We start from the raw sequence: 23,181 nt of genomic DNA on the forward strand, positions 1-23,181 counted from the left end.
ATTGGGGCTTTATAACTTTAAATATTTATTTTTGAAAATGTATAATTAATAGTATCATTGTCTTGAGCAACTATTCCATTCCTACTTTATCTGTTGGTACTATTCTCGGTGAAGAGACTTTAGGTATTACACTATTTCAGCATAGTGTAAAAGGGCGTGATGCATTTGAAGAACCTCATAAGCATGATTTTTATATGTTGTTCTTTGTAGAGAAAGGTTCAGGATTTCACAATATAGATTTTACTCAACATAATGTTGCAGATAATCAGGTTTATTTTATGCGACCAGGTCAAGTCCATAATTGGTTGCTTAATGCAAATACGCAAGGATTTCAACTGATGGTTTCGGCTGAAATAATTACTATTTTTTCTAATTTATCACAGCTTCCATTTTTTGGTCAAGGCGTTCCATCATGTCTTTCTTCAACTAAAGAAGAATTTCAAGAATTTAAAAAACATTTGCTTGAGATAGAAAAAGGGCTATCTCAAGATGATTTACTTTCAAAAGAAATAATTCTACTTCGATTGCATTTACTTTTTAAGCTATTGCAAAAAGATTATTTAGATCAATTTCCTGAATATCATTTTTTGGGTAAGCCCGAAAAAGTAATAAAAAGGTTTAATGATTTAATCGATATTCATTTTCAAACTGAATCTTCGGTACGTTTTTACGCGGATAAACTCAGTATTACACCTAATTATCTTAATATTTTGTCTCAGAAGTATTTAATGATGCCTGCAGGCGATGTTATTAAAGAAAGAACAATTCTCGAGGCGAAACGTTTTCTTACTAGTACCGATTTATCTATAAAAGAAATTGCCTACCAATTGGGATTTAATGATAATGCATATTTTAGTAAGGTATTTAAAAAATATGCTGGAAAAACTCCAGGTGATTTCAAAGAAAGTTATAATCTTTACCATCCTTCTCAGCAATAATACCATTACTGTTTAAAATTCTAACCGATTTTTGTAAACATAAATGTTGCTTGTTTTCGAGCATAATTATAAAATTTAAAAAATAAACATGGGGAATGTCTTAAACAGAAGTAATCTACGGTATTGCTTAATTTTTAGCGTGCTATTATTGATTGGTTGCTCATCTAAACAAACAGATTTAAACAAAGATAGTATGGCAAGTAAAACACTTTTAGAAGCAGTTGAAGCTAGTGATTTGGAGAGTGTAATTACTCTTTTAAAAGACAATCCTTCATTAGAAGTAAAAAATAAGGATGGAGAAACTCCATTAATGAAAGCAGTTTATAATCAAGATAATGAATTAGCAATCGCATTAATTAATGCTGGTGCCGATGTAAACGCACAAGATAAAATGCTTAATAGTCCGTTTTTATATGCTGGAGCCGAAGGTAATCTTAAAATCGTAAAAGAGGCCTTGAAACACGGAGCTAATTTTGGTGTTTATAATCGATATGGAGGTTCAGCACTTATTCCAGCAGCCGAAAAAGGGCATTTGGAAGTAGTAAAAATTTTAGTAAATACGCCCAATTTTCCAAAAGATCATATTAATAATTTAGGTTGGACAGCTTTATTAGAAGCTGTTATACTTAGTGATGGTGGTACAGTACATGTAAATATTATAAAAGCTTTAATAGCTGGTGGCTGTAATGTAAATATTGCTGATAAAAATGGTGTGACTTCATTAGCTCATGCTAAAAAACTGGGTTATAAAGAAATGATAAAAGTATTAGAACAAGCTAATGCGAAATAAAATACTAGGTATGGAAGATAATAAAATAAGCAGAAAAAAATTTTTAGGATTAGGAGCTGCCGCAACTGGTGCTGCGTTGTTTTCAGGAATTGGAGCTTCTGCAATGGCACAAGGGCAATCTGAGGAAGAAAAAAAGACTGCTTTAAAAGAATATATTTTAATCAATGCAAGATTAGAAGAAGGTTTTGAATACAATGAAAAGAACGAAGTTGTTGCAACTAAAACTTCTTTATATAATTTGCATATTGCCGATGGTAAAATAAAAAGTATTACCACAGGAAAGCTAATTACAAAATTAAAAACGGTTGATGCCAAAGGTTTGCTAATGCTACCAGGATTGCGTGATATGCATATTCATATAGATAAAACGTACTACGGAGGAGCTTGGAATGCTGCACCAAGAAAAGGATATACTGTAAAAGATATGATTACGCTGGAGCAAAAATTAATTCCACAACTGCTTACTGATTCTCAGCATAAAGCCGAAGAAGCTATTAAGCTAATGCAAAGTCAGGGAAGTTATTTTGCCCGTTGCCAATGTAATATTGATCCTGTTAGCGGACTCAAAAGTTTGGAGCATTTGCTTGCCGCTTTAGACAAGAATAAAGATAGTTTTGGATGGGAGATTGTAGCTTTCCCTCAACACGGAATTTTATATTCGCAATCTGAACCTTTATTAAGAGAAGCTGCCAAAATGGGAGTTGATTTCATAGGTGGATTGGATCCTACAAGTGTTGATGGCGATATGGAAAAATCGCTTGATGCAATGTTTCAAATTGCAATTGATACCAATAAAGGAATTGATATTCACTTGCATGAAGCACCACCATCGGGTAAATCTGAGATAGAATATATTATAAAAAGAACGGAAGAAAATAAGCAATTACAAGGAAAAACATATATAAGTCATGGTTTTGCTCTTGCAAAAATGGATCCTAAAGATTTAGAAAAAGTAGCTGAACAAATGGGGGCTCTTGGTATTGGAGTAGTTTCGACAATTCCTATTGGTAAAACGATAATGCCAATTCCGACATTAAAAAAACATGGTGTAAAATTAATGACAGGAACTGATAGTATCGTTGATCACTGGATGCCTTTTGGGACTTGCGATATGTTAGAAAAAGCTAAATTATGTGCGCAATTGTATGGTTGGACAGATGAGTATAGTTTAAGTCGTGCCTTGCATATTGCGACTACAAATGAAATTTTGCCTCTTAATGATGCAGGAACTAGAGTGTGGCCTGCAGTGGGGAATGATGCTAATTTTATTTTGGTAAAAGCAAGCTGTTCTGCTGAAGCAGTTGCTCGCCTTCCGAAACGCGAAGGGGTATTTTATAATGGTAAGTTGATAGCTGGTGAGATGATATAGAGGTCTCAGTATTCAGTCTCAGTCTCAGTCTCAGTCTCAGTCTCAATCGCAGTCGCAGTCTCAGTCGCAGTCTCAGTCGCAGTCTCAGTCGCAGTCTCAGTCGCAGTCTCAGTCGCAGTCTCAGTCGCAGTCTCAGTCGCAGTCGCAGTCTCAGTCGCAGTCGCAGTCTCAGTCGCAGTCGCAGTCGCAGTCGCAGTCTCAGTCGCAGTCGCAGTCGCAGTCGCAGTCGCAGTCGCAGTCGCAGTCGCAGTCGCAGTCGCAGTCGCAGTCGCAGTCGCAGTGTTCACTGCTATATAAAAAAAAAGATTTTGCATTGCAAAATCTTTTTTTTTATGAGACAAACTGTAAACTGTAAACTGTAAACTGTAAACTGTAAACTGTAAACTGTAAACTGTAAACTGTAAACTGTAAACTGTAAACTGTAAACTGTAAACTGTAAACTGTAAACTGTAAACTGTAAACTGTAAACTGTAAACTGTAAACTGTAAACTGTAAACTGTAAACTGTAAACTGTAAACTGTAAACTGTAAACTGTAAACTGTAAACTGTAAACTGTAAACTGTAAACTGTAAACTGTAAACTGTAAACTGTAAACTGTAAACTGTAAACTGTAAACTGTAAACTGTAAACTGTAAACTGTAAACTGTAAACTGTAAACTGTAAACTGTAAACTGTAAACTGTAAACTGTAAACTGTAAACTGTAAACTGTAAACTGTAAACTGTAAACTGTCCTTCGACTCCGCTCAGGATGACACTGTTAATTCCTGTAAACTGAATACTGTAAACTAAAAAACTACCATCCTTTTACAGCTCCTCCTTTAAATTCTTTTTCAGCAGCTTTTTCTACTTCTTCTGATTGGAATGCTTTAAGGAATTTTTTAACTTTTTCTTCGTTTTTATTATCTTCTCTAGAAACGATTAAGTTCACGTAAGGAGAATCTTTATCTTCTACAAATAAGGCGTCTCTAGATGGCACAAGACCTGCTTGTGATGAGAATGTATTGTTGATAATAGCAATAGTTACGTTAGCATCGTCTAATGCTCTTGCAATTTGTGGTGCTTCTAGTTCTAGAATTTTTAAGTTCTTAGGGTTTTCTGCGATATCAGTTACTTTTGGCAAAAGGCCAACACCATCTTTAAGTTTGATAAGTCCATTTTTTTGTAATAACAATAACGAACGACCACCATTTGTTGGGTCATTAGGGATAATGATAGTACTTTCAGGTTGTAATTCAGCTAGTGTTTTTATTTTTTTAGAGTATCCAGCTATCGGATAAACAAAAGTTTTTCCAACGATAGCCAGTTTGTATCCTCTTTGTTTAGATTGTTCGTCAAGATACGGTTTGTGTTGAAATGCATTTACGTCAATATCTCCTTGGTTTAATGCTTCGTTAGGAACTACATAATCATTAAATGTGATTAGTTCTACATCAAGTCCGTATTTTTCTTTAGCCACTTTTTGAGCCGCTTGTGCTACAACAAATTCAGGTCCTGCAGCAACACCAACTTTAATATGATTTGGATCGTTTTTTTTGTCTTTTCCACAGTTAGCAAATACTAATGAAAGAAGCAGTACTCCTGCAAGTGTTGAAAATTTAATCTTTGTATTCATAGTCTTATTTTTAATTATAATTATTTTATCTGTGATCAAAACGTTTTGAAAGTGCATCTCCAGCAAATTGTATTATAAATACTAGAGCAACTAAAAGAATCAATACGATGTTCATGATTGTAGCATCATAACCGATGTATCCGTATTGGTATCCAATTTGTCCTAAGCCACCTGCGCCTACAGCACCGCCCATTGCAGAATAACCTACAAGTGTGATTAGTGTAATCGATGCCGCATTGATAATAGAAGGAAGGGCTTCTGGTAATAATACCTTGTAAACAATTTGAAAAGGTGTCGCTCCCAATGCTCTCGCCGCTTCTATCAATCCAGAAGGCAATCCCAAAAGACTGTTCTCAACTAATCGCGCAATAAAAGGAGCAGCTCCAATGCTAAGAGGAACTAATGCGGCACTAACCCCGATAGATGTTCCTACTAATGCTCTTGTAAAAGGAATCATCCAGACAATTAAAATGATAAATGGAATGGATCTGAAAATGTTGACTATCACCGATAAAATTCGGTTAAATACAACATGTTCCATAATTTGTCCTTTACGAGTTAAGAATAGGAAGATACCTGCTGGAAGCCCCAATACGAAACCGAAGAATCCAGAAAGTAAGGTCATTATAATAGTTTCTAATGTACCTTTTAATAATAAAATTATAATAGATTCAGACATAGCCTAATATTTCAGTTTTAATATGTTTTTCTTTAAAAAAGTTGATTGCTTGGTTTTGCTCACTTTCGTCACCAGAAAGTTCTACAATAAGGATTCCAAAATTTGCATCACCAGCAAATGCAGTTTGTGCTGTTATAATATTGGCATTAACATTAAATTTTCTTGCTGCCTGTGTAAGGATAGGTTCATTGACCGATTTACCATTTAACTCTAATCGCAATAAAGGATTCAGTCCGTTTTTGTAAACTGCAGAGAGACGCTCTTGATATATTTCAGGAATTTCAATGTGTAATGATGAGGCAATAAATTCGCTTGTTAAAGCATGCTTCGGATTAGCAAATATTTCGCCGATAGTTCCTTGTTCTATTAATTCGCCATTACTAATTACGGCAACTTCATCACAAATAGCTTTTACAACTTCCATTTGATGCGTAATAAGCAATATGGTAATGTTTAAACGTTTGTTTATGTCTTTCAATAAATTTAGAATAGATCTTGTCGTACCAGGATCCAAAGCACTTGTGGCTTCATCACACAACAATACTTTAGGATTATTAGCCAAAGTTCTTGCAATAGCGACACGTTGTTTTTGCCCTCCTGAAAGACTTGCAGGATAATCGTTTATTTTTTCTTTAAGACCAACCAGTTCTAGTAATTCTTTTACTCTGTCTTTAATTTCATCTTTAGAAACGCCAGCTAATTCTAGTGGAAAAGCAACATTATCAAAAACAGTTCTAGATGATAATAAATTAAAATGCTGAAAAATCATCCCGATTTGTCTTCTTTCTTGTGCTAATGCAGCATTTGAAAGACTTAATAAATATTTTCCTCCAACGATTACATCGCCAGATGTTGGTTTCTCTAGTAAGTTAATGCAGCGTATAAGTGTACTTTTTCCTGCTCCTGAAGTACCGATTACTCCAAAAATTTTCCCTTCTGGCACATGAAGCGAGACGTTATTAAGGGCTGTAATTTCCCTTCCTGTCTTATGGAATTTTTTGGTTATATTTTTTAATTCTATCATATCTAGCTATTTGTAATCATTAATAAGATAAAGGAGATGTCAAATTCTTTAAGAATTGAAGCCAACCAATTGAAGCCAACTAAACGTTCTTTTTTATTATAGTCCTTTATATTATTATGCAAAGGTAACTCAGAAATTTAAATAATAAAATCTATGGGTTAAGTAGAATAAGATAAAATGTTAATTTTAAAATGAATTTTACTAGAGATGATGATTTATTCTGTTTATTTTTTATGATTCAAAAAGCTAAATTTGTATTAAAAACAAAGTTAAACTTGTTAAAATGATATATAAGGTTTATTTTTTTGTTATAAATATCTAATAATTGCTTAAATTTAAAACAATTTAAAATATCAAGCTAAAAATACGCCATAATCATTGTTTTTAATATGCCGAAAACCAAAATTATAGAAAAACTTAAGCTTCCAAATGTTTATATTCTTTTACTAATAGTATTTTTATCTTGTACATTATTAATTTTTATTAATTTTTACACAATTGAGATTTTATCTGCAAATAGAGCGTATGTTAATGGAGAGTCGCATTATTCAAAAGGGCAGAAGGATGCAGTAAGGCATCTTATAACCTATTTGTATACTGGAGATAAAGAACAATGGGAGTTATATAAAAAAGAAATAAAAGTTCCACAGGGGGTTGGAGAAGCCCGAATTTTACTATTGTCAAACGGTGATGTCAATGCCATTAAAGAAGGATTAAGAGACGGACGTAATAATGAAAAGGATTTAGATGACATGATTTGGCTCTTTAGAAACTTTAAATCAGTTTCTTTTTTAGCAAAAGCTATTTCTATATGGGAAGAAGCAGATAATTTAGTTGATCAATTAGAAGTAACAGGAGGAATTATTGATAAGAGAATTACAAATTCATCTTTAAATGAAGTCGATAAAAAGCAATTTCTTAATTTACTTAGTGCATTAAGTGATAAGCTGACAATAAAAGAGCTTGAGTTTTCAAATACATTAGGAGAAGGTACTCGCGCAATTAAAAACCAATTGATATTAACGAATATTATTTTTATTTTAATAATTGTAAGTAGTGTTTGCATCTATTATTCGATTATGGTAAAGAAGATTATGATATCGAAAAAGGAAGTAGAAGCGAAAAATGAAAACTTAATTTTAGCAAACAGAGAACTCGATAGATTTGTTTATAGTGCTTCACATGATTTAAGATCTCCAATTACATCTCTTAAAGGATTAATAGAGATTACGCAAATGGAAGATGATTTAGGGCAGATACGAGAATATCTAAACTTGATGAAGTTAAGTTTAATTAGACAGGATCAATTTATAAGTGATATTATAGATTACTCTAAAAATAAACGTAAAGGAGTTGTTTTAGAAAACATTAGTTTAATAAAATTATTCGAAGGAGCAATAATACAACACACTCATATAGAAAATGCAGATCGTATTATTGTAGATATTGAAATTTTGGTAGATGTTATTAAAAGTGATAGTCTTAGATTGAAAATTATCATAAATAATTTGCTTTCTAATGCTATAAAATATGCAGATGAAAGTAAAGAAGAAATGCGTATTTTAATTAAGACTTATGAAGAAGGAGATTTTTATAAAATTGAAGTAATAGATAACGGAATAGGAATCGTGCCAGAATTTAAGGAACATATATTCGAAATGTTCTATGTTGTTGATAGCAACAAAGGATCAGGTTTAGGACTGTATATCTTGAAGGAAGCTGTAAAAAGCCTTAACGGGACTATTGAAGTAGAATCTGAATTTAATATCGGAAGTAAATTTACATTGACAATTCCAAAATTAGAATAGCGCTTATGAGTTAAAATAGTTAGTAAGAGATAAAATGTTAATACCATATTCCCCAAAATAGTATCAACACCATGGAATCTAAATATGTTTTTCTGTTAATAGAAGATAGTGATATCGATAAGTTAGTTATAAAACAACTGCTTAAAAAAGTGCTTGCTGTAACACATGTAAATGCTGTTAGTAATGGCAAAGAAGGAATCGAATGGGTTATAGATAACCGAAAGAGCTTTACGCAATCTCTTATTATTCTACTAGACATACAAATGCCAATAATGACTGGTTTTGAATTTCTTACTGAGTATGATAAGCTTTGAGATGAATTAAAACATGAAACTCAAATTTTTGTGCTCTCCTCTTCTTTAGTAAGAGAGGAAATTAAACGGATTAAAAATAATCGTTATGTAACTGATTTTTTAAGTAAACCTATTGCTATTAAGGAGTTTGGAGATGTGTTGTTTCCAAATTTAAAAGAAAAAGTGCGATAAAATATTTGAAAAATATTAAGTATTATGGAACGTTTATATAGAATCGAGAACTATTTTCCTTGGTTAGCAGTTTTGCTAAAAGGAATTGGTCAAATTATGCTACAACAATCTGCTTATACAGGCTTGTTTTTTTTGATTGGAATTTTTTGTGGATCTATTACCATGGGATTAGGAGCATTATTAGCGGTTTCTGTTGGTACGATCACAGCGTATTTATTGCAATATGATAAAGAACAAATTGCAAATGGTATTTATGGCTTTAGCGCTACTTTGGTAGGTGTGGCACTTACTTTTTATTTTGAAGCAACACTAATTGTTTGGATTGCTATTGTGGTAGGTGCTGTATTGGCTACAGTTTTGCAACATTGGTTTAGTGAGAAAAAGATACCTGTATTTACTTTTCCTTTTATTTTGGTCACTTGGGGAATACTATATTTATTAAAATACGTTTACCCAGTCGAGCCATCCCTTTTTATAACTGCTCCAGCCGAAATTAATCAAGATTTTGCATTTGCATTTCGTGGATATGGACAGGTGATATTTCAAGGAAGTACTCTAGCGGGAATATTGTTTTTTATAGGAGTATTTGTTAATTCTCCATTGCACGCGCTCTATGGTTTTTTTGGTGCTGTAATTGCTGGTTTTATTTCTGAAATTTATGGTGCACCTATAGAATTAGTTGCTACGGGATTATTAAGTTATAATGCTGTACTATGCGCGATAGTTTTTGTGGGTGATAAAATAAATGATGGGATTTGGGTGATTATAGCAATTATACTTTCATTAGTTGTTAGTTTTTCCATGAGTGTATATCAAATGGTACCACTTACTTTTCCATTTGTAGCAGGTACTTGGGGTGTTTTGATAATAAAGAAAATTACAGCAATAAAGAGTGATAATTAATCTTAAAAACTATTTATTTTTAAGTGTCTTTATTTCATTCTTTAATTCTAAAAACATGGATTTAATAGTATCAATTTCAGATGTTTTTTGTTCTTTATCACTTCTACCAATATTGCATACATATTCCCAGATTTCGAGGATATTTGATGCTTTTACAAGATAAGGAGGGTAGAATGTATTGTCTGAATGTGCCATTAAATCATTTTTTCCATTTTTGTTGAGACGTTTATAGACTATACCGTCATTTTTTGTAATAAGAATGTAGGTTCTACCATCTAGAACTTCGCCAAAATTTTCTATATATCTACCCACTATAAAAGAGCCGTTTTCATGAGGAGGCATAGAATCGCCTTCTACAGGAAACGCTCTGTGTTTTCCGTGACCTAAGAACGGGAGTGAGATGTGTTGTAGGTTCTCGATATACTCCGGATCGGCGTACCCGGATAGATAGCCTGCTTTGGCTTTATGCGGAATAATTTCAATTAAATTATCTCCATTTCTATCTACTGTGATTGGTAACAATATTCGGTTGTCCCCCAATTTTAGCAACTCTCCCATGGGAATTTTTTTCATTTCTACAGAAAGCAGAAGATCAATGCTAATATGGAAAAAGCGCGATATGGCTACCAAAATTTCTGGAGGAGGAGAGTTTTTTCCATCTTCATATTTGGCATAACGATCACGAGATATAAGTAAACCTTCGGCCACTTCACGTTGTGAAATCTCTTTTCGGGCTCTAAGGTGCTTGATGTTTTCAGAAAATAACGACATATGTTAATGGGATAATTTATCACAGTAAATATATGTAATTTGTGACGATATATACTAATTTTGTTTTTAATATAAAACAGACACCAAATTACTAGTTCATTTCACTTAATTCAATTAGCATGTTACTTTTTAATGATACCGAAATTTTCACGAGTGGTAATAGAGAAAAAAAGATTTTTGATCTTCCAGATACAGAATTGATATTGTCTGATTTTCTTTTTACCAAAGAAGAAGCAGATCATTATTATAATGTCTTGCTAAACAATACAGCATGGCGAGAATATGAAATGGAAATGTATGATAAGACACTTAAAGTTCCTCGAATGATTTCTTGGTATGAAGACAAAAGTAATATTGGTGCAGAACTAGATTCCCCAGATTGGACCCCAGAATTATTACAGATAAAAGAACGAGTAGAGGCAGAGACTCAAGTAAAGTTCAATAGTGTATTGCTTAATTTGTATAGGAACGGAAACGATGGAGTGAGCTGGCATAGTGACCGAGAAGAAAATTTCGGAAAAGATGCTATCATTGCTTCCGTAAGTTTTGGTGAGACTAGAATTTTTAAGCTAAGACATAAGTCTAAAAAAGAAATTCCAAAATTAGAAATTCCTTTGTATCACGGATCTTATTTGCTAATGGGAGGAACAACACAAAGTTTCTGGCAACATCAGGTTCCTAAGACTACAAAACAGATTTTACCAAGAATTAATCTTACTTTTAGAATTGTTGATAGAAAACAATAAAACGTAATTTAGATTATCCTAAGTTTGATTTTTTAAGCAAAACAGTAAGGCGTTATATTTTGTTTTTATAGAGAAACTTGGTGTCGTTGTTTATCAGAAATCAGTATTTTCAGTATGGATAATTAGATAGTAATTACGATTTATTTAGTAGCGCATTTGTTCTTCTAATAGATTCCTCATCTTTATAATCTAGCCAAGCTTGCCCTTTACGTTTTCGCATCCAATTATCATAATGTCGTATAACTGTAACATTAAGTAGGGCTTTAATCACATTAGTTGGTCTACCAGATATAGAGCGTAAACTCATAGAAAATCCAGGAGTAGTATATTTCATATAATGCCACCAGCCCTCTGGCATATACAGCATTTCGCCATGTTCTAAATTAGTAATATATGGTTTTACATATTTAAGAGCAGGAAATCTTTCGTAATCTGGATTATCAAAATCTATATCTTCATTACAAATCCAAGAATAGGGAAGACGATACATGTATTTTGTTTCTTTTGGATCTACAAGAACACATTGTTTTTTTCCTTGAAAGTGGATGTGGAATATATTGGGAAAGTCAATATCATAATGCATGAAGACTTTAGCATTTTGACCTCCAAAAAACACCAATGGTAAACTTTTTATTAGCCTAAGACCTAATTTAGGCCATTTCATATCTTTCTTCATTAATGGCACATCTTTCATTAAATTATATAAAAAAATGCGTAAGTGAGTAGGTCCTTTTTCGAGAATATCCACATATTCTGACATTGTCATTGTAAAATCGGGCTCATTGACTTTTTTGGTATGGTCCGTTTTGCGATTATCGTATAAAGGCACCGTTTTGTCTCCAGCAACTTCTCTCAGATAGTCAAAATTCCATTTTGTAAAAGCAGGCCAATCTTCTATTTGATTTGTTATAACAACTGGCTTTTGAGGTTTATAAAAATTTTCAATAAATTCTTTTTTTGTAAGTTTTTCTACTCTTTCAATTTCGATATATTCAAATGCCATAATTAAATTTTAAAAATGTTAGAAAATCATGTGACTATACGTTCTTGGAAAAATTATATATAAAATTTAAAAAACATTCTCATTTTAATACAAAGTACATTTGTGTTTTTGTAAAGATTTTATGTTACTTAATGCGCATTAAGAGTATAAATTGTATTATAGAATTGGTTACTTTTTTTATTTTGAAAAATGAAATTATTTGTGGTGGTAATGTTGTTGTTTTCTTATAAAATTAATTAACATAAAGTTATTGAATTTTTAATATAGATGCTCAAAAAATAAATAAATTTCTTTAAAAAAGGTGTTTCATCATGATTATTGTATTTGTTTAATTTTTTGTGATTATAAATGATTTTACTATCTATAATTGTTTATGTTTGTTAATGAGACGTTATGAATAAGGTTAAAATTAACTTTTTATATTTTTAATGTTTCAGATAATATATTAGAATTTATTATTAAAATATTATATTATTTGGTTATGTAAGGTTTTGATAATGAGTTTTTTATTTTTTGGGTGTCTGTTTTTTTAGATCAAATTTTTATTAATACCTTAATGAAAACATAACTATTTATTAAAATGATTTATGCTGATAAAATAAAAAAATGTAAATGTTAATTTTTACGAAACTAAATAAAATAAGTTTTTTCTCACTAATAAACAAAGCTTAAAATGTAAAATTTTAAGTATTAAATTGGGTTACTATGTATTCCTAAGTTTATTCCAATTGGAATAGCCAACTAACATTAATTGCATTATGAAAATTCAAACAAAAACTAAGATAGATGTTCTTGATGATTCTATACTCTGGAATAATTTGAGGGCTGGTAATGAAAAAGCTTTTTCATCGCTTTTTGAAAAGCATTATGCTCATTTGGTTCGATACGGAAACTCACTTTCTCCTTTTGCTGAAAAGGTACAGGATTGTGTGCAGGATGTATTTACAGACATTTGGATATATAGAGAAACATTAGGTGATTCGGTTGTTGTAAAAGCATATTTATTATCAAGTGTACGAAAGAGAATTGCTCGACTTCATGAGCGTGACCATATTTTTCGCAAGACTACTTCTATAGATTCGATTGAATTTTTATTTGATTTCTCCGTTGAGCATCAGCTTATCGCTGATGAAGAGACTCTAGGTAAAGTTTCGCATCTTAATAAATTACTAAATAGTTTGCCAGCAAGGCAAAAAGAAGCTTTATACTTAAGATATAATGAAGGGCTTAGTGTGGAACAAATTGCAGAAATGCTTAATGTAAATTACCAATCGGCTAACAACTTGTTGCACCGTGCTTTATTGAATCTTCGTAAAGAATGGAAAGGTAATATCTCCCTTTTACTGCTTATATCATCAGGACTTTTTTAGTATTTATTAATTAAATGCAAAAAAAATCATAATTAAGTGAGTATATAAAGTTAAATCTGTCCTCTATGTTTTTGTAACCCTTATTTTAAGATGCAAAAACGTAACAATTATAAAGAAGTAGAAGATTTTTTGGCTGACAAATCATTCCGAACATGGGTTCAATCTAATGAAGATTTGGATCGTTGGGAAGAATGGACTCTTGAGAATCCTAAACGTGCCAAATTAGTAGAAGAGGCTCGTTTATGGTTGTTGGCAATGAATGTTCCTGAGAGTACTTTATCTCAAACAGATATTCAATTAGCATTACAAGCTACATGGAATAAGATTGAAAGAAAAGAAACGGTTCAGAAAGGTGTGAATTTTTCGGTATTTAGACTTTGGAGTAATTATTGGCTTAGTGGAGCTGCCGCTGTTTTAATTTTTGGACTTGCAATTAGTTGGTTTTATAAGAATAATATAAATTCTGACAATACAATTGTTACTTATAAAGAACTTGTAAGTGAAAGCTATGAAGGTCTTGTGGAACAAACCAATCACTCTAATAAATCACAAATTATAACTTTATCTGACGGTAGTTCTGTTTTGTTAAAACCAAAAAGTACGCTAAGTTATCCTAAAACATTTACAGGTAACGAGAGAAAAGTTTATCTATCTGGCGAAGGCTTTTTTGAAATTAGTAAAAATCCCCAAAAACCATTTTTTGTCTTCGCCAATGAGATAGTTACTCGTGTAGTGGGAACGAGTTTTAGGATTAAAGCTTATTCTGATCAGCCTAATGTTGAGGTGCTTGTTCGAACAGGGAAAGTAATTGTTAAGTCAAATGAATTACTTACAAAATCAGAAAAAAAAGAAGTTGTTTTATTACCTAATCAAGCCTTACGTTTTGTGCGACAGGGATTTACTTTTAATAAGATTACAGATATTACACAAGATGAGTCTTTAGCGCACTCAGTAGGTAATATAGAACAGCTAAGCTTCGAGTTTACTGATATTCCAGTTACGCAAATACTCAAGACAATTGAACAAGCGTATTTGGTAAAGATTGATTATCCCCATTCAAAACTTAAAGACTGCCATTTAACTACTTCATTAAGCGATCAACCTTTGCCTGAGAAGCTTAAAATTATTTGTAAAAGTCTTGGCAACAATACAAGTTATGAGATGAATGGAAATCAAATCATCATAACATCCAATGGATGTGAATAATAGCTAATGCTTATGTAAAAATGATATAAAAAAAGCGCCGAAGATGCTGTAACATTTTCGACGCTTAAATGAAATCAAATTGTACTCTGTAAAGTGCAATTTGTGATGTTCCTCAATACCCAGTAAATAGTATTAATTAAACAAACCAAAATTATGAAAAAACCTGTTGTTAAACAACGATTACTCTTTCGAATCATGAAAATAACATTATTTCAGTTTGTCTTGGCGTTTGTCTTTTCAAGTGTCACTATGGCAAATAGTGTGAAAGGACAAAGGAAATTGGACACGAAAGTAACAATCGACGTTGTTAATTTAAGTTTGGATAATGCGTTATCTAAGCTTGAAAAATCAGCAAAAGTTAAGTTTTCGTATAACTCAAGGATGACTCAGTTGAATCAAAAAGTGAGTATCGAAGCCAATGATGAAACCTTATCAAGTATTCTTAATCGAGTGCTAAAACCGTTCAGTATTACTTACTCTGAGGTAAGTAACCAAATTATATTACAAAAGGATAGCTCGCAATCAACAAACTTTGAGGATGTAAACGTTTCAGCGTCACTTTTTGAAAGTTTATTTATTCCAGTTGTAAAAGGAAAAGTAATTGATCAAAATGGGGATCCTTTACCAGGGGCTACCGTACTTGCAAAAGGGAGTAAGATTGCAGTACTTACTGATTTTGATGGTAATTTTTCAATTGATATGCCTACAAACAGTACCAAGTTAGTAGTCTCTTATGTAGGTATGGAAACTAAGGAAGTAGATATCGTAAATTCTCCACTAACAATTTCATTAAGTGAGCTAGGACAAAACTTAAAAGAAGTTGTAATCACAACAGGTTATGAAAAAACTTCAAAAAGAACTTTTACAGGAGCAATCAGTAAAATTTCTGGAGCAGAGTTAAAGGTTGATGGTGTTGCAGATATCAGTAGAATGATCGAAGGAAAAGCGGCAGGTGTTACTGTACAAAACGTTACAGGTACATTTGGTACAGCTCCTAAAATTACTGTACGTGGATCATCTTCAATTTTTGGTGATACAAAGCCATTATGGGTTATTGATGGTGTTGTACAAGAGGATATCATCAATATTTCATTTGCAGATTTAGCTTCAGGAAACTCAGAAACATTATTAAGTTCATCAGTTGCAGGTTTAAACTCAAATGATATTCAGAGTATAGAAATATTAAAAGATGCTTCGGCTACTTCTATCTACGGATCAAGATCTTTAAATGGAGTTGTAGTTGTTACTACAAAACAAGGTCGTAGAGACTCTCCTTTAAAAGTGAGTTATTCTTTGGAACAATCTGTAAGATCTGTACCAAATTATAGTCAATATGATATCTTAAATTCTCAGGAATCGATGAGTATTTTTAAAGAAATGGAAGCTAAAGGATTTCTTGATTTGCCATCAACTGTTCAAGGAAGATACGGTGGAGTATATAATATTTTAGGAAAAGCTATCAATACTTACGTACCAGAAACAGATAGTTATTTAGTGAAAAATGATCCTGTAAGTCGTAATAATTTTTTAAAAAAATACGAGTTAGCTAATACAGATTGGTTTAAAGTTTTATTTAGACCATCTATAACACAAAGTCACTCGTTGAGTTTTTCTGGAGGAGGAATGAATAATACATTTTATGCCTCTTTAGGATACTACACAGATCCAGGATGGACAATTGCTGATAATGTAAAACAGTTATCATCAAATATTAAAGGAACCTTTTTTGTAAACGATAAATTAAATATTACTTTATCTACGATGGCTTCTGTTAGAGATCAGCAAGCGCCAGGTACATATGAAAGTCAAAAGGATGAGGTTTTTGGTAAAGTAACTCGTGATTTTGATATAAATCCATTTGCTTATGTTTTAAATACAAGCAGAACGTTAAGACCTTATGATGAAAATGGAAATCTAGAGTACTATCGTAATAACTGGGCTCCTATGAATATTGTTAATGAATTAAAAAGCAATTATTTAGATATTAACGTAAAAGATATTCGCTTTCAGTTAGATTTAGATTATAAAATAAACAAGCATTTAACTTATAATCTTACAGGATCAGCTCGTTATGCAAATACCACTAGAGAACATAAAATTCTAGAGGGATCAAATGTTGTTGGTGCTTATAATGCAATGGAGACTACAATTGTAAGAGATGCAAATATCTTTTTATACAAAGATCCAAATGATTTATCAACGCCAGCAATATCTGTTCTTCCTAATGGAGGTTTTTTAAGAAAGTTTACAAATGATATGACTTCTTATAACATCAGAAACAGTATAAATTATAGAAATACTTTCAATAATAAACATGAAGTAGAAGGCTTTTTTGGTACAGAGTTAAGATCTTTAGATAGAAATAGTGATAATTTTACCGCAGCTGGTCTTCAGTATGACAGAGGGCTTACTGCTTTTACTGATCCTAGAATTATAGAAAAAGTAATCAATGAAGGAAATTCTTATTTTGGATTTAATAGTGAAAAAGAACGTACTGTTGGTTTCTTTGGAAAAGTAGGGTATACTTATGATCGTCGTTATACAGCATCTGTTACTGGACGTTATGATGGGTCAAACAGACAAGGAAATAGTGGCTCTTCAAGATGGTTACCAACTTATACTTTTAGTGGTAAATGGAATGTTACTGAAGAAAAATTCATGCAAAACATGAAAACAGTAAACAATTTAGCATTAAGAGGTTCTTATGGTTTAACTGCAACAGCTGGTCCAGCAACAAACTCTTTGGCTATATATAAAAGTATGATAGCTAATCGTTTAAATTTAAATGATAGAGAAATAGGAATTGAAATTGATCAATTGCAAAATGGAGATTTAACTTGGGAGAAACAATTTGAGACTAACATTGGTTTAGATTTAGGATTGTTTAATAACAGAGTTCAATTAGTAACTGATATTTATAGACGTAAAGCATTTGATTTAGTTGACTATGTAGTAACATCAGGTATTGGAGGTCAAAGAATTAAACAAGGTAATAATGCTAATATGCAAACCAAAGGTCTAGAGATTGGTTTAACAACACAAAATATTGTAAATAGAGATTTTAAATGGTCAACTACATTTAATTTTTCAGTTTACAATCAGGAAATTACAAAGTTAGAAAACCAACCAACAGCTTTTGATTTAGTTGATGGAAATGGAGGAAACGCTGTAGGACGTCCTAGAAACGCTATCTATTCGTACCAATTTACAGGTTTAAATAATCAAGGACTTCCAACATTTGTAATGCAAGATGGTGAAAATGATAAAATTACAGGTGCTAATTTTCAGGATAATAAAAACGTAACTAATTATTTAAAATACGAAGGATCAATAGAGCCTAATAAATCGTTTGGTCTTGCAAATACGTTCACTTACAAAAATTGGTCGTTATATGTATTCTTTGTAGGGTCAGCAGGAAATAAAGTTCGTTTAAATCCTATTTTTGATAGTCAATATGATGACTTAACAGTTTTCACTAAAGATTATACTAACAGATGGATTAATCCAGGAGATGAAAACAGAACTAACGTTCCGGTTATTGCAGACAAAAGATTAATTGCTAATAATGAAGGTGCAAGTAACCTTGCTATTGCATACAACACTTATAATTATTCTGATGTTAGAATTGCAGATGGTGATTTTGTACGTTTAAAAAACATATCATTAAGCTGGGAATTTCCAAAAGAGTTTAAGAAAAGGTTAGGTCTAACTACTTTTACTCTAAAAGGATCAGCAGTTAATCCTTGGTTGATTTATTCAGATAAGAGATTGAATGGTCAAGATCCTGAATTCCGTAATACAGGAGGAGTAGCATTTCCAATAACTTCTCAGTATACATTTACTTTAAATATTTCATTATAATATCATTCAATTATGAAAAATATAAAAATAGCACTATCATTATTATTACTTATAAGCATTAGTAGTTGTGATGAGTTTCTTTCGGAAACACCTGATAATAGAACGCAAATAGATACTCCAGAAAAAATATCAGAATTATTGGTTAATGCATACCCTGTAGGTGGGACTTATATGGATTTTGCTGAAACGATGTCTGATAACGTAACCGATGGAAGATTAGTAGAGACGCTACCTAAAAATGAGCAGAATTATAATTGGCAAATGCAAAATGAAACCAATATAGATACTCAGGCAAATTATTGGGATGCATGTTACAGAGCGATTGCTCATGCTAATAAAGCACTTCAGGCTATTGAAGAGCAAGGATTTCCTGCAAGTTTGAATGCACAAAGAGGAGAGGCATTATTGGCTAGAGCTTATTCACATTTTATGTTAGTAACATTTTGGTCAAAACGTTATAATCCTAGTACTGCAGCAACAGACTTAGGTATTCCTTATGTGTCTGAACCAGAAACTGCTTTGGTTAAAAAATACACTAGAAATACTGTTGAGGAAGTTTACGATTACATTCAAAGAGATATAGATGAAGGTTTGAAATATGTAACTAGCGAGTATAAAGAGCCAAAATTTCATTTTAATAAAGAAGCGGGAAAAGCATTTGCAAGTCGTTTTTATTTAATAAAAGGTAATTGGGCTAAAGTACTTGCACTTACTGAGGGATTGGGATCAAAACCAGTCGGTAAAATTAGAGATTATGTAGCTTATACAAGCTTAGATCCTAATATTCAATTTATTGACTATGCAAAACCGGAACATACTACAAATTTATTAATAGTTTCATCTTATTCAATATATTCTAGAGCAAATCAATTAAATAGATTTCATTTAGGAGGAAATAAGGTTGCTGAAATATTGGGTAGTGGTAATTTTTATAATAAAGATTGGTATTATTCAACTTATTCTTATAACAATAAAACAAATTTCCGCCCTAAGTTCAAAGAATATTTTAAATATACTAACCTTACAGCAGCAATTGGAGAACCATTTTTAGGAACTGTACTTTTTTCTAATGATGAATTTTATTTAAATAGAATTGAAGCACTTGTTATGTCTAATAGAATTGCTGAAGCTAATACAGAACTAGAATTCTTTTTAGGTATGAGAACAATAGGGTATAACGCTACAACTGATAAGTTAACAGAGGCAAAAGTTGTTGCTAAATATCCAGTTATTACAAATGAATATACGCCTTTTTATACTATGACTCCAGTACAAACTTCATATGTAAAAGCTATCGCTGAGGCTAAAAGAAGAGAGTTTATTCATGAAGGAATGAGATGGTTTGATGTGAAACGTTTTGATCTTGAAGTGAAGCATGAAATTTTCAATAGCCCAACAAACATTTTAACTAAAGATGATAAACGTAGAGTGTTGCAAGTACCACTTAGCGCATCTAGTAATGGTGTTGAATTAAATCCTAGATAATAAAATAATATAAAGTATTATGAAGATATTAAACCAATATAAAAAAATTGCATTAATTGCTGGAGTAGTAATGATTTTTTCTGGTTGTTCTCATGAAGATCAGCCTAAGGAAAGCCAATTAGATTTTACGCAGCCAGATCAATCGGTGCTTGATAAATGGATTACTGCGAATTACCTTGATCCGTATAATATTAACGCACGCTATAAATGGAATCAGAATACTGTTGATAATAGCAGATATTTATTCCCTCCTACTATCGATAAAGTACAACCTGCTTTAGAAATTGTTAAGCAAATATGGTTAAAAAGTTATGCAACCATTGGAGGAGCTGATTTTGTAAAGAAAATAGCACCAAGAGAAATTGTTTTGGTTGGAGGTGTAAACTCAAATGAAAATGGTACAAGAACGTTAGGAATTGCAGAAGGAGGACAAAGAATAACACTTTTTGAAGTTGATTATATCAATAAGCAAAATCGTGCAATTGTTTCTGAGTTTATTCATACTATTCAACACGAGTATGTACATATTTTAAATCAAAATAAACCTTTTGATGAACAAGCTTGGGGAAAATTGACACCTTCAGGTTACACAGCAACTTGGCATTTAGAAACGCTAAAAAACTCAAGAGAATTAGGTTTCATAACTAGCTACGCAAGGTCTAATATTGTCGAAGATTTTGCTGAAACAGCTTCTATAATTCTAATTAGTACCAAGGCGGAATACGCAGCTATTTTAGCAGGTATTAGTAGCACAAAAGCAAAAGAGGATATTAAAAAGAAAGAAGCTATAGTAGTAAAATACTTCAAAGATGCTTTTGATATGGACTTCTATGCATTAAGGGATGAGGCCGAAAGAAATACTACAAGTGTAATTAATGGTAATTAGTAATAGTAAGTTCGAAAACATTAATTTAAAAAAACATTATGAAAATAAAATATTTATATAAGTTGCTAGTTGTTGCTTTTGTAGCAATTCAATTAGTTGCTTGCAGTAACAATGATACAGAACAAAAGTTTGATGAAACTCCTACTGGTAGAATTAATACTCAATCTGAAAAATTGAATGAATTATTACTTTCATCTGAGTATGGATGGAAAGCTGTTTATTTTACAGATAACAAACAATTAGGTGGATATACGCATTTATTTAAATTTTCTCCTGGTGGGAAAGTGTCAATGGCGTCAGATTTTGATAGCGATACAAAAAAATATGATAGTCAATATGAGATTCAACTTGGAAGCACTGTAAGCGTAGTTTTTACTACAGCCAACAGAATCCATCTTTTATCTGACTCAAATTCTTTCCCAAACGATGATTTTGAGGGACAAGGATATTTGGGTGATTTTCAGTTTTTATTTTATGGAGAAGATAAAGGGGATATTGTTTTTAGAACCAACCGTAAGTTTCAGGAATTACGTTTTGTAAAAGCTACTGCAGCTGATTGGGCAAGTTTACCATTAAATATTGTAATGGAAAAGAATGTAATTGGGGCAAATTCACGACCACTTTTTAGACTATTAGAAACTACAGACGGAACAACTGTGCGTCAATTTGATTTTAATTTTGATAAAGCCACTCGTTTCGCTACTGCAGACCCTATTAGTGAAGGTTTCTCAGAAAGTTATAATTTTGGTGTTGGTTATTCACCAACAGGAATGATAGTGAGTCCTGCTATTGTAGTTAAGGGACAAAATTTATCTGAATTTGTTTATGACGACGCAACAGGAAGCTTTACATCTAAAGGAACTGATGGAGTTAGTGCTACAATTAAGTACAGTGCAAAACCTTTAGTAATTACAGATGATTATAAAATTCTTTTGAGTGGACAACCAGCAACTGCATTTGGCTACATTGCATCCATTTTGATAAATTCATCTGGAAATTCAACTTTATGTAATGCATTATTAAATGAAATTAATGCTAGTTTACCTACTGCACAAAAGGTCAATAGGGTTCAATTCGAGTTTAACAATGACGGTGATTCATATATAGTTTATACTTTTACAGGTGGAAAAGCTACTTTATATCATAACGTACAAGTTGTTGAGGATCCAGTTAAAAAAACAATTACGCTTAAACATCTTTCTTGGCAAACCGCAACTGCTCTTATTGCAGAACCAGCCTTGTTGAAGAAATTTGATCAAGAATTAACAAATCCGAATGGATTATATGTTAAGAGAGAAGCTTTCAAACTTGCAGGAGTACCTAACACAGTTTATACTTTTACATCTTCGTCAAGTAATTTTAGATTAGCTACTTATGCTTTTCAATAGTTAAAACAATAAACAATAAAAAGACTGCTTTTTTAAGTAGTCTTTTTATATTATAAGATTGATATTAAAAATGTAATTATGGATCCTAGTAAAGAAACTAAAGATAACTGGCGTAAGGATCCTTCAAATTGGATATGGGGAATTTTTTATTTTAATAAAGAAGATAAAAGATTGTTTCCTCCTAAGAGAATAAAAGAATTGGGTTGGACTATTAATTTTGGAAATCCAAATTCAATATTATTTTTTATAATTCTATTCGCAGTAATTTATGCTATTAAATATATTGTTGAGAATATGAATTAGTTGCTATTAAAAATCATTACCCAGAATATTTTAAGTGGATTTTACATGGTACGAAAGAGTATATAATTGATTCAGAACTATTGTTTTAGAATTAAAAGTAAATTCTTGGATTAGTTGTTTTAAATCGTTGTACATCAGTGATATGAAAATCATAGGTAAATTTATTAATCTAATTTATTATGTTAAAAACAATCTTAAGTTTAAATGGAGTTGAGTTGCTTAGCAAAAATCAACAAAAAAACATTATTGGTAAAGGTTCAAATGGTCCAATTCCTATTCCTAGATGTGATAAGAATGATTGGGCGCCTGCAGGAGCTAATCCGTGGGAATATCCTAATTACCCATGTATTGGTCCTCAAGAAGTACCTTGTTTACCTACTCTTTTAGAAGATGGTTCTGTAACCGGATGCTAAAAAAATATTGAGTTTAATAAGCCGTTTCATAATTCGAAACGGCTTTTTTAATTTATAAAATTTGTTATAGCGATTCTCATCACCTTAATTTAATACTAATAGCTGATTGATTTTTTTAAATTAATTAAGTAGTTGATTAT

The 23,181-nt window shown here is 31.7% G+C and carries 20 protein-coding genes; 15 read left to right on the top strand and 5 right to left on the bottom strand.

From position 1 onward, the window contains the following. Positions 1 to 62: 62 nt before the first annotated feature. The 3 genes from QWY99_RS07330 (at position 63) to QWY99_RS07340 (ending at position 3,097) form a co-directional block, all read left to right on the top strand. Positions 63 to 938 (top strand): helix-turn-helix domain-containing protein, encoded by an 876-nt coding sequence (locus QWY99_RS07330; protein ID WP_290263227.1) that lies wholly within the window; start codon positions 63 to 65, stop codon positions 936 to 938. Between the two features lie 88 nt (positions 939 to 1,026). Further along, positions 1,027 to 1,728 carry an ankyrin repeat domain-containing protein gene (locus tag QWY99_RS07335; protein WP_290263229.1) on the top strand — a complete coding sequence of 234 codons (702 nt, stop codon included), beginning with the start codon at positions 1,027 to 1,029 and terminating at the stop codon, positions 1,726 to 1,728. Between the two features lie 10 nt (positions 1,729 to 1,738). Further along, complete coding sequence (locus tag QWY99_RS07340) at positions 1,739 to 3,097, top strand: amidohydrolase (protein WP_290263231.1); 1,359 nt, start codon at positions 1,739 to 1,741, stop codon at positions 3,095 to 3,097. Between the two features lie 794 nt (positions 3,098 to 3,891). Here QWY99_RS07340 and metQ read toward each other — a convergent pair. Genes metQ through metN form a run of 3 tightly spaced genes read right to left on the bottom strand, consistent with a single transcriptional unit; the run spans position 3,892 to position 6,413 of the window. Further along, entirely contained in the window at positions 3,892 to 4,710 is an 819-nt protein-coding gene (metQ, locus tag QWY99_RS07345; RefSeq protein ID WP_290263233.1) for a methionine ABC transporter substrate-binding lipoprotein MetQ, read from the bottom strand. Positions 4,711 to 4,735: 25 nt separating this feature from the next. After that, on the bottom strand, positions 4,736 to 5,389 hold the full coding sequence (gene metI, locus QWY99_RS07350) for a methionine ABC transporter permease MetI (RefSeq protein WP_290263236.1): 654 nt from the start codon (positions 5,387 to 5,389) through the stop codon (positions 4,736 to 4,738). Further along, complete coding sequence (gene metN / locus QWY99_RS07355) at positions 5,382 to 6,413, bottom strand: methionine ABC transporter ATP-binding protein MetN (RefSeq protein ID WP_290263238.1); 1,032 nt, start codon at positions 6,411 to 6,413, stop codon at positions 5,382 to 5,384. The genes metI and metN overlap by 8 nt, the downstream gene beginning before the upstream one ends. A gap of 389 nt (positions 6,414 to 6,802) precedes the next feature. Here metN and QWY99_RS07360 point away from each other — a divergent pair, with 389 nt between their 5' ends. From QWY99_RS07360 to QWY99_RS07370, 3 genes are all read left to right on the top strand, one after another. Continuing rightward, complete coding sequence (locus tag QWY99_RS07360) at positions 6,803 to 8,221, top strand: sensor histidine kinase (protein ID WP_290263240.1); 1,419 nt, start codon at positions 6,803 to 6,805, stop codon at positions 8,219 to 8,221. Between the two features lie 71 nt (positions 8,222 to 8,292). After that, positions 8,293 to 8,535 (top strand): response regulator, encoded by a 243-nt coding sequence (locus tag QWY99_RS07365; protein WP_290263242.1) that lies wholly within the window; start codon positions 8,293 to 8,295, stop codon positions 8,533 to 8,535. A gap of 195 nt (positions 8,536 to 8,730) precedes the next feature. Further along, entirely contained in the window at positions 8,731 to 9,609 is an 879-nt protein-coding gene (locus tag QWY99_RS07370; protein WP_290263244.1) for an urea transporter, read from the top strand. Positions 9,610 to 9,618: 9 nt separating this feature from the next. On the opposite strand, the gene QWY99_RS07375 is transcribed toward QWY99_RS07370, so the two are convergent. Continuing rightward, a complete protein-coding gene (locus QWY99_RS07375; protein WP_290263247.1) occupies positions 9,619 to 10,380 on the bottom strand; it encodes an XRE family transcriptional regulator in 762 nt (253 codons plus the stop codon). 119 nt (positions 10,381 to 10,499) lie between these two features. On the opposite strand from QWY99_RS07375, the gene QWY99_RS07380 reads away from it, so the two are divergent. Continuing rightward, entirely contained in the window at positions 10,500 to 11,126 is a 627-nt protein-coding gene (locus QWY99_RS07380; RefSeq protein ID WP_290263249.1) for an alpha-ketoglutarate-dependent dioxygenase AlkB family protein, read from the top strand. A 133-nt stretch (positions 11,127 to 11,259) separates the two neighbouring features. Here the strand turns inward: QWY99_RS07380 and QWY99_RS07385 are convergent, their stop codons facing one another. Beyond that, complete coding sequence (locus QWY99_RS07385) at positions 11,260 to 12,129, bottom strand: cupin-like domain-containing protein (protein ID WP_290263252.1); 870 nt, start codon at positions 12,127 to 12,129, stop codon at positions 11,260 to 11,262. 758 nt (positions 12,130 to 12,887) lie between these two features. Here QWY99_RS07385 and QWY99_RS07390 point away from each other — a divergent pair. The 8 genes from QWY99_RS07390 to QWY99_RS07425 all read left to right on the top strand — a co-directional run bounded on the left by QWY99_RS07390 (position 12,888) and on the right by QWY99_RS07425 (position 23,041). Next, positions 12,888 to 13,499: an RNA polymerase sigma factor gene (locus QWY99_RS07390; RefSeq protein WP_290263256.1), complete on the top strand. Its 612-nt coding sequence runs from the start codon at positions 12,888 to 12,890 to the stop codon at positions 13,497 to 13,499. Positions 13,500 to 13,589: 90 nt separating this feature from the next. After that, entirely contained in the window at positions 13,590 to 14,705 is a 1,116-nt protein-coding gene (locus QWY99_RS07395) for a FecR family protein (protein ID WP_290263258.1), read from the top strand. A 153-nt stretch (positions 14,706 to 14,858) separates the two neighbouring features. Beyond that, the gene (locus QWY99_RS07400; protein ID WP_290263260.1) at positions 14,859 to 18,566 is read left to right on the top strand and encodes a SusC/RagA family TonB-linked outer membrane protein; all 3,708 of its coding nucleotides are present in this window, start codon (positions 14,859 to 14,861) and stop codon (positions 18,564 to 18,566) included. A 12-nt stretch (positions 18,567 to 18,578) separates the two neighbouring features. Beyond that, complete coding sequence (locus QWY99_RS07405; RefSeq protein ID WP_290263263.1) at positions 18,579 to 20,051, top strand: RagB/SusD family nutrient uptake outer membrane protein; 1,473 nt, start codon at positions 18,579 to 18,581, stop codon at positions 20,049 to 20,051. Positions 20,052 to 20,070: 19 nt separating this feature from the next. Continuing rightward, positions 20,071 to 20,937 (top strand): zinc-binding metallopeptidase, encoded by an 867-nt coding sequence (locus QWY99_RS07410; RefSeq protein ID WP_290263265.1) that lies wholly within the window; start codon positions 20,071 to 20,073, stop codon positions 20,935 to 20,937. Positions 20,938 to 20,975: 38 nt separating this feature from the next. Then, positions 20,976 to 22,325 carry a DUF4302 domain-containing protein gene (locus tag QWY99_RS07415; protein ID WP_290263266.1) on the top strand — a complete coding sequence of 450 codons (1,350 nt, stop codon included), beginning with the start codon at positions 20,976 to 20,978 and terminating at the stop codon, positions 22,323 to 22,325. 78 nt (positions 22,326 to 22,403) lie between these two features. Next, the gene (locus QWY99_RS07420; RefSeq protein ID WP_290263268.1) at positions 22,404 to 22,628 is read left to right on the top strand and encodes a DUF5808 domain-containing protein; all 225 of its coding nucleotides are present in this window, start codon (positions 22,404 to 22,406) and stop codon (positions 22,626 to 22,628) included. A 179-nt stretch (positions 22,629 to 22,807) separates the two neighbouring features. After that, positions 22,808 to 23,041, top strand: a complete 234-nt coding sequence (locus QWY99_RS07425) for a hypothetical protein (protein WP_290263270.1) — start codon at positions 22,808 to 22,810, stop codon at positions 23,039 to 23,041. The last annotated feature ends 140 nt before the right edge of the window (positions 23,042 to 23,181 follow it).

This window comes from Flavobacterium branchiarum, assembly GCF_030409845.1.
Lineage (GTDB): Bacteria > Bacteroidota > Bacteroidia > Flavobacteriales > Flavobacteriaceae > Flavobacterium > Flavobacterium branchiarum.